The organism is Mesorhizobium xinjiangense (assembly GCF_009749525.1).
Lineage (GTDB): Bacteria > Pseudomonadota > Alphaproteobacteria > Rhizobiales > Rhizobiaceae > Mangrovimarina > Mangrovimarina xinjiangensis.
In genome coordinates this window covers 1-6,773 of sequence record NZ_WOAC01000048.1, presented here as the reverse complement: position 1 = coordinate 6,773, position 6,773 = coordinate 1, and the positions used below count along the sequence as shown (strand labels likewise).

Genomic DNA, 6,773 nt, shown 5'->3' with positions numbered 1-6,773 from the left:
CCAGGCCGGTGCCGTCAAAATACAAGAGTTTCAAACGGTCGGCGCGCCTGGACCGGAACACAAAAACCGTGCCGGTGAACGGATCCTTCCTCGACCGCAGGCTCCATGCTGATACCCGGGACAATGCGGTTGCGGCGGCCGTAATAGGCCGCCACGCGCACGTTGTCGCGGACACTGAGGCTATCGAAGCCCGTGTTCAGCTGGAAAACCCGCGCCATGCCCGCATGGCACATCTGCACGGGCGAACAGCGTGTCACATCCCGTCCTTCGAGCAGGATCTGGCAGCTTGTGGCCGTGTTATGTCCCGAGATGATCTCGAACAAGGTGGTCTTTCCGGCGCCGTTCGGGCCGCCGATGCCGAGGATTTCCCCGGCAGGCAGATCGAAGCTCAAATCGTCGATGGCAACCAGCGAACCAAATCGCTTTGTGACATTTCGACAGGACAGCAAGGGAGGTGAGACAGTGGCAGACATCGCCGACCTCACCCCTTCATCCAGGGCGGCAGCTTGAAGGCCGCTTTCCCGTATGGCCATGGCGCGATCAGGTCGGGCTCCCGCGTATGATCCTGTATCTGCAGGAATTGATGCGGCATCATCAACGATGAGTGGATGGTTTCATTCCGCGGAATGCTGCACAAGCATAGGGCACAGGATGAAAACGGAAGAGCCCACCGTTTCGGCGGCACGATCTAGGATCATGCGAGGTAACCGGCAGAAGGACACGAAGCCGGAGCTCGTCGTGCGTCGATGCTTGCATGCCATGGGTTACCGCTTTCGCCTCCACCGGCGCGACTTGCCGGGCAATCCGGACATTGTCTTGCCGAGGCACCACACGGTTATCCAAGTGCATGGATGCTTTTGGCACCAGCACGCGGGCTGCAAGTTGGCGAATGTACCGCGAACGCGCCGCGACTATTGGATTCCAAAGCTGGCGCGCAATGTTGAGCGCGACGCCGCCTCGGCCAAGGCGCTTGAGGCGCTGGGCTGGCGCGTCATTACGGTATGGGAGTGCGATGTCAACAATCCCACCGCGCTCCGCAATCGGTTCCGCAAGCTGCTTCCTTCGGATGTCTAGCCCAACTTCCATGCCACCTTACCCCTCCTCTTGCGGCGCGCCAAAGGCGGCCGCAAACGCACGCTCGGCCTGCGTGACCTCAGTCTCTTCCAGGGCCGCGAATTCTTTGTTCCGCCCGCGCTGGGATAGCTTGCCGTTTCCCTGCGCCAAGAACTTCTGGAGCAGCTCGACCTTCGCCATCGGCATATCGACAATCTCCTGGACGTCCTTCGAGAACTTGTCGAAGGCCTCAAGGAAATGGACTTCGGAAGGCAGGTCCTGCTCGATGGTTTGTTCGACGCAGCCGTTGAGAAACTCGGCGTGGGCTGTGGCATCGAAATAGCGATAATAAGCTGAAGTATCGTTAAGGACCTCGACGTTGCCGTCCGGCGTTGGCCGCCAGTCGATGAGCGGTAACAAGGCCTGAGAATAGGATTCCAGTACAGTACGGTAGCGTTCGAGCTGTCGCAGGATTGCCGCGCTGACGGGGAAGACCAATCCGGGCGGATTAAAGTGGGCGGCGGCCAATGCATGGTGGACCAGCCAGCGGTGGAGCCGCCCGTTCCCATCTACGTAGGGATGGATGTAGACGAAGCCGAAGGCGAGGCTCGCTGCGGCCACGATCGGATCCAGTCCACCTTCCGCCGACAAGCGGGCGAACTGGGTCAGCCCCTCTACCAGCGAGTGAAGATCCTCGTGCCGGGCGCTCACATGGTCGGGTATCGGTATATTGCTTTCCCGATCGTGCACGCCAACAAAGCCGCCCTCTTGGCGTAGCCCCAAGCGCACGAAACGAGCATCACCAATGACGATCCGCTGGAGACGATCAAGCTCCGCCACCGTCAACTCCCGGCTCCCGGCCTGCGCGATCGCCTGCCCCCAGCGAGCCGTCCTGTTTCCCGACGGCCGCTCGCCTTCGATCTCGAAGGATGACTTTGAATCGTTGAGCAGCATGAATGCAGCGGCCCGTGCAACAAGGTCCGGCCGAATCCTGCCGATCGCTTCGCGTGCGCGCAGTGCAAGCGCCTTGCCTTCAAATGCGACCATCGCCGGCGTTCGTCGCACGAGGGGGCAGAAGGCTGGCGTCCCCGGAAGGTTATTCGCCACCTTGTGCCGGGGCGAGGGTTCACCCTTCGAAAGCGCGAATTGCAACTGCGGGTCCACGACCGGAGCTAAGCGAACTTTTCCAGTGTCCGGCAGGTCAAGCCGCCGGTCCGTCAACCATTCAAAGAGGAACCATGTACGGCGTGCAAATGTGCCCGTCGGCGTTTCGCGCACGAATGCCTCAAGCTCGCGACCATCGACTATCGAAAAGATCTGCCATAGGACAGAAAGGTCGATTCCCTCGTACCTGAGGGCATAGGTGAGCTGGCTGGCAAGGCTCGCATCCGGTTGATGCCGGGGCGTCTGCATGAGCCAGGCTTCGTTCGATACTGGGTGGTGGCGCCCGGCAATCGCAGAGAGGCGGGGCGGAAGCGGCAGGATGAGGCCATAGCGCTCCATCAATGCAGCATATCCGACGGGCACGCCAGCCTCTGGCAAGGGTCGGCCGCGAAAATGCGTCACCGTTTGCGAGGGCCATTCACCCATTACATCCTCTGCGAAATAGTTTCACCAGGTTGAGCCCGTGCTGTGCATTTCCTTCACCGTCCGTGAAAATCTATCACAGCATATGCATTTTGTGAATCCCATTCACAGAAGGCGCTATTTATCTTCCGTACAAACGGCCCATGACAAAATCCCTACCTGACACGCAACAGTGATGGGTCCTATTTGGAAGCCGATCACTGCGAACTCGGAATATTGCACGCTATTTCACAGTCAAGCCTCGACAGGGTCGCTCGCTGCAACACCCGATATTCAGCATCAGCATTACGCCGCGAATTCGGACAAAACCTCTCGCCGCACCCTTTGGGAAGCTGACGCATTCGCCGTCGAGCGTCACACCACATCGTGCGCGCAATCACGCTGTTGATAGAGATCGCCGGTTCACCGTCCGGACCTCGCTGGTACCCATAACGAGATGAAGTTCGGCTGACCGCGCCCCGCGCTCATCCTCTTCGATCGAGGCAAGCCAGAACCACGGCAATCGGCACTCGCACTGATGGCCTATGTCGGTTTCGTTGTCCTCGGGAATGCAGAGGATTTGATGGCAGGTCGCACAGGATACGTGAAAGACCCCGCAACGATCGCACTTGCCGACGCTATGGACGAACGCGTGCCGGGTCTGGGCTTCGGTACCGTCGAGCGCCAGAAGGCCAAGCGAGACCTCCGGATAGCCGTCCCAAAAAACGCGTCCGTTCTTGCACTTGGGACGTGAGCAGCGTGGCCAAGTTCTCGGATCGAAATCCTCAAGACGGTCAAGCGGCAGCAAACGGATGCTCACCGCCGTCTGTGCGCGCTTCTCCGCGGCTGCCGTATGTCCATAAGGACATACGAGATACCCATGGGTGGCACCTACGTCTTCCATCATACCCCGGAAGGTCTCTACGTCCTTTACGTCGATCTTGCGCTTCCGCCGCTTCGCGTCGACGATGATCCGCCGAGTGTTGTCGGTATCGTGTCGCGCTTCGATCAAAACGTCGATCTGTCGCTTGACACCCGTGATGGCACCTAGGATCGAAGCATTCGGAGTCACGCAAAACTCCGTCGACAGTTGGTCTGCATCAACCGGGCAACCAGGCGCTCGTAAAGTCTCCAGTCCTCCCACACATCCTTCATCGCGATCGCTCCCCCAAGCGCTTGCCACCGAGTATCGGCGATCATGCTGTGCTACTCTATGCTGCCAAGCTTCTAGAGAACAATCGGAGCCTGTGGCGTATTTCCGGTAGGTGTGGGATCGACGGTAGCGGTCCGTAGCCTCGATACCCTAACGTTGTATCTTCTACGCTGGAGCACGCCAGAGCGACATCATCCTCATCGACCGAGGTGACCTAAACGCTACTTCCGTAGCCGGACCGCAGATTACTGTTTCACGCCCCGATGTTCGCCGTTTCGCGGCGCTGCCAACGACCCTGAAAGCCGCCATCCGCTACTGACGACGCTCAAGAATCCGGTGGTTTCGAATAGCTCTCCACTTATCAGTCATCGCTCCACATAGCGAAGCGCGTCCACGATGATCCTGAACGCCGGCAGGTTTTGCCGCCGACTGGGATAGTAGATGTAGTATCCGGCGAAGAAGGGCGACCAGTCGTCCAGAACCTGCACCAGGTCTCCGGCCGCAATGTGCTGCACGACCGTATCCTCCGGAATGTAGGCGATGCCGTAGCCGTTCAGCGCCGCATCGATCATCGCGTGCGAGGAATTGAAGGCGAGCTGGCCATCGACCCGGACGCGTAGATCCTGCCCATCTTTTTCAAACTCCCAGGCGTAGAGCCCGCCGGCCCTGAGGTGCCGGTGGTTGATGCAGTTGTGCCCGATCAACTCTTCCGGGTGGACCGGCGCGGGATGCGTCTTCAGGTATCCGGGTGACCCGACCGCCACCAATCTCCAATCGGGGCTGATCCTCACCGCGATCATGTCCTTCTCGACACTTTCGCCAAGGCGAACGCCCGCATCGAATCCTTCCTCGACGATGTTGCGAAAGCCGTTGTCGATGTTCAGCTCAAGCTTGATGTCCGGATAGTCTACAAGCACGGGCCGCAGCTTCGGCCAAACGTAGCTCTGGAGCGCGTGATCGGACAACGTGATCCTGATCGTCCCTGCAGGCTTGTCGCGAAACTCGGTCAGCGACGCGATTTCCGCCTCGATCTCTTCCACGCGCGGCGCCAGTGCCTGGCGCAGGCGCTCTCCTGCCTCGGTCGGCGCGACGTTGCGCGTGGTGCGCGTCAGGAGCCGGATGCCCATCTGCGTCTCCAGTCGCTTGATGGTGTGGCTGAGCGTGGACTGGGCGATGCCGAGCTTGGCCGCAGCGCGCGTGAAGCTGCGCTCCTCGGCAACGGCCAGGAACCACAGCAAGTCATTAAACTGTCCCCTTGCCATCTGCGGCCCCCCTGACAGGCGATACATTCATGCGCTCTGTCGATTAATGCAATCGTATTTGCACGTCTAATCCATTTGTCTGGCGGCTGCTATCTCTGCCCCATCGAAAGCCGGCTCTGCAGCTGGAAGCGAGGTGCAGAATGTCCACGACACTCACAGTACAACCAGCCGATACGCGCTCCGCCTGGGGCGCGGTCATGTCGATGGCTCTCTGCGTCGCCGTTCTCATCGCCTCGGAATTTATGCCGGTCAGCCTGCTGACCCCGATCGCGGGCGAGTTCGGCGTCAGCGAGGGACGGGCCGGCCAGGCGATCTCGATCTCCGGTCTTTTCGCCGTCATCACCAGCCTCACGATTGCCGGGCTGACGCGGCGTGTCGACCGCAAGCTGGTGCAGTCCGCCTTCGCGGCGCTGCTCATCGTCTCGGCGCTGATTGTCGCCTTCGCCCCGACCTATCCGGTGCTGATGATCGGTCGCGCGTTGCTGGGCGTCGCCATCGGCGGATTCTGGTCGATGTCGACCGCCATCGTGATGCGGCTGCTGCCGGCAGAGCAGGTGCAGCAAGGGCTCGCCGCGTTGAACGCCGGCAACGCGATCGCCGCCACAATATCCGCGCCGCTTGGCGCCTGGCTCGGCGACATCATCGGCTGGCGCGGCGCCTTCGCGCTGATCGTTCCGGTCGCTGTGCTCGCGCTCGTCTGGCAGCGGATCCACATGCCGTCCCTTCCTCCCCGCGGCATCCGGCGCGCCAATCCTCTCGGTCTGCTTTTCCGCCGTCAGGTAGCGCTCGGCATGGCAGCGATCTTCCTGCTGTTCATGGGGCAGTTTGCGCTTTTCACCTATCTGCGGCCGTACCTTGAAGGGGTGGCAGGCTTTTCCGTTCCCATGCTCACGGGCGGTTTTCTCGCCCTCGGGCTTGCGGGTCTGGCGGGAACCTGGGCGATTAGCCGCCTTCTGCGAACGCACCTCTATGGCCTGTTGATCGCCATTCCGGCGATCATGGCAGGACTTGCGGTGCTGATGATCTTGTCCGCGCAGGTGCAGGTCGGTGTCGGTGCGCTGATCGTCCTGTGGGGGTTCTTCGGAACGGCGGCCCCTGTCGGCTGGGGTACCTGGCTTGCCCGGACGCTCGGCCCCGAAGCGGAGGCTGGTGGCGGGCTTCAGGTCGCAACCATCCAGTTGGCCATCATGGCCGGCGCGGCTACCGGCGGTCTCGTTTTCGATCTTCTTGGCTGGCAAGTCACCTTTGCCCTCTCGGCCACTTTGCTCGGTGGCTCGGCACTTTGCGCCTGTCTCGCATTGTCGCACCGGAGGAGCCAACGATGACCCCCGCCATTCCCGCCGTTCACTTCTCGACACCGCGCTGGCAGTTCCCGCCCTCGTTCGCGCCGTGGCCTTCGCGATCAACGAAATCCTGTTCCGTCCGACGCTTTAGCCAGTCTGACGCTAAAGGGGGCGCTGCCCCACACAAAAAATTGCCACCAAGCAAAAGGACCGTTCCAATGAAGTTCAACTTGAGGATTGCGACCTTGGCTTTGGCGATGGCGCTAAGCGCGCCGGTCATCGCGCAAGAAAAACAAATCTCCCATCGTGGGCGCTTGGGAGATGACGTCGCTTGAGAGCGCCGCCGCAGACGGGACCTACAGCACCGTACAGAGGTGGTGCCGGTTTCTGAGACAGGGGCTTAAGGTGGATCGATCGATGAAAAGGACGATCCAGCATGAAGACACGCAGACGGTT

Annotated in this window: 6 protein-coding genes and 1 pseudogene; 2 read left to right on the top strand and 5 right to left on the bottom strand. The window is 60.7% G+C overall.

All coding sequences use genetic code 11. The features are described from left to right. Both GM909_RS26570 and GM909_RS26565 read right to left on the bottom strand, forming a co-directional pair. Window positions 1-61 (bottom strand): hypothetical protein (locus GM909_RS26570; RefSeq protein ID WP_407941367.1); only part of this gene is annotated, 61 nt, incomplete at its 3' end. Between the two features lie 133 nt (window positions 62-194). Further along, a pseudogene (locus tag GM909_RS26565) lies at window positions 195-473 on the bottom strand (ATP-binding cassette domain-containing protein); the annotation flags it as partial. A gap of 178 nt (window positions 474-651) precedes the next feature. Between GM909_RS26565 and GM909_RS25510 the strand changes: the two are divergent. Further along, entirely contained in the window at window positions 652-1,074 is a 423-nt protein-coding gene (locus GM909_RS25510) for a very short patch repair endonuclease (protein ID WP_157020341.1), read from the top strand. 18 nt (window positions 1,075-1,092) lie between these two features. Here GM909_RS25510 and GM909_RS25505 read toward each other — a convergent pair whose 3' ends face one another. From GM909_RS25505 to GM909_RS25495, 3 genes are all read right to left on the bottom strand, one after another. Then, a complete protein-coding gene (locus GM909_RS25505) occupies window positions 1,093-2,643 on the bottom strand; it encodes a Fic family protein (protein WP_157020340.1) in 1,551 nt (516 codons plus the stop codon). A 373-nt stretch (window positions 2,644-3,016) separates the two neighbouring features. After that, window positions 3,017-3,691, bottom strand: coding sequence for a restriction endonuclease (locus tag GM909_RS25500; RefSeq protein ID WP_198174418.1), 675 nt, complete (start codon window positions 3,689-3,691; stop codon window positions 3,017-3,019). 446 nt (window positions 3,692-4,137) lie between these two features. Continuing rightward, the gene (locus tag GM909_RS25495) at window positions 4,138-5,034 is read right to left on the bottom strand and encodes a LysR family transcriptional regulator (protein ID WP_157020338.1); all 897 of its coding nucleotides are present in this window, start codon (window positions 5,032-5,034) and stop codon (window positions 4,138-4,140) included. A gap of 140 nt (window positions 5,035-5,174) precedes the next feature. Between GM909_RS25495 and GM909_RS25490 the strand changes: the two genes are divergently transcribed. After that, entirely contained in the window at window positions 5,175-6,359 is a 1,185-nt protein-coding gene (locus tag GM909_RS25490; protein WP_157020337.1) for an MFS transporter, read from the top strand. The last annotated feature ends 414 nt before the right edge of the window (window positions 6,360-6,773 follow it).

Bases quoted from the DNA above. Each gene is read 5' to 3' on its own strand.
- GM909_RS25510 (WP_157020341.1), top strand. From the start codon at position 652: ATGAAAACGGAAGAGCCCACCGTTTCGGCGGCACGATCTAGGATCATG.
- GM909_RS25505 (WP_157020340.1), bottom strand. From the start codon at position 2,643: ATGGGTGAATGGCCCTCGCAAACGGTGACGCATTTTCGCGGCCGACCC.
- GM909_RS25495 (WP_157020338.1), bottom strand. From the start codon at position 5,034: ATGGCAAGGGGACAGTTTAATGACTTGCTGTGGTTCCTGGCCGTTGCC.
- GM909_RS25490 (WP_157020337.1), top strand. From the start codon at position 5,175: ATGTCCACGACACTCACAGTACAACCAGCCGATACGCGCTCCGCCTGG.